The sequence below is a fragment of the Mesorhizobium sp. M5C.F.Ca.IN.020.32.2.1 genome (assembly GCF_004023105.1).
Classification (GTDB): Bacteria; Pseudomonadota; Alphaproteobacteria; order Rhizobiales; family Rhizobiaceae; genus Mesorhizobium; species Mesorhizobium wenxiniae.
Genome location: NZ_RZSX01001454.1, coordinates 1 through 820, shown reverse-complemented (window position 1 = coordinate 820; position 820 = coordinate 1). Strand labels below are relative to the sequence as shown.

1 protein-coding gene and 1 tRNA gene are annotated in these 820 nt (G+C 60.5%); both read left to right on the top strand.

Translation table 11 applies throughout. The features are described from left to right. Positions 1 to 213 (top strand): ATP-binding protein (locus tag EOA86_RS36730; RefSeq protein WP_164892415.1); only part of this gene is annotated, 213 nt, incomplete at its 5' end. Between the two features lie 150 nt (positions 214 to 363). Then, positions 364 to 440, top strand: a tRNA-Arg gene (locus EOA86_RS36725). The last annotated feature ends 380 nt before the right edge of the window (positions 441 to 820 follow it).

The following is an 820-nucleotide window of genomic DNA, read 5'->3' as shown; positions in this document are numbered from 1 at the left end:
GCGCGCGAGAACCTGTTCGCGGCGTTCCGCGGCTCGGCCCGCAGCGGCGGCACCGGGCTCGGCTTGGCAATCGCCTATGAATTGATCCGCGCCCATGGCGGCACGGTGGAGCTTGTCGAAAGCAGAGGCGGCCGCACCACCTTCGCGGTAACCATTCCCGACCAGCCGGTCCGGCTCGACCAGGCCCGCAACGGCCTGCGCCGCCCGGCCTGATCCTTGCCCACCCGATCCTCGTCAACGCACGAACAACAAAACTTTTGCCGGATCGGCTTGCTTTTCGGAAATTCAGTCGCTAGGGAACACGTCACATCGCGGCCGGTCGTTAAGGATCGGATCGCGGGCCATGCAAGCATGGCCTGTTGCGCGCCCGTAGCTCAGCTGGATAGAGCACCAGACTACGAATCTGGGGGTCAGGAGTTCGAATCTCTTCGGGCGCGCCATTCCAACCAATTGAAAGCGCTACTCTTTCAGAGATCATGACTCCGCGCTCACCGGCCTAGTTTTCGGAATTAAACCGGTTTTTAAGCCGGTTTTGGAGGGACGGACATTCATTCGAACTATGTCGTAGCTTGGCGTACGCGCGACCAGGAGCAGGTGAAGATGCACCGCGGCGAGGAAGTCGAATTGCGTGATGACGATGACAGCTCAGCGCCCTCATTCCGGTCGTTGGCCCCGTGATAGCGGCTTCCACAGCGGTCATCTGCGCGGCCTCAGTTTGTTGCACTTTTGCGCCAGAATGCCGTCATTCGTGGGCGCGGTTTTCAGTGCAATCAGGCGAGGGCTCATTGATGACGCTTGCTCAAGTCGATGCCGATGACCC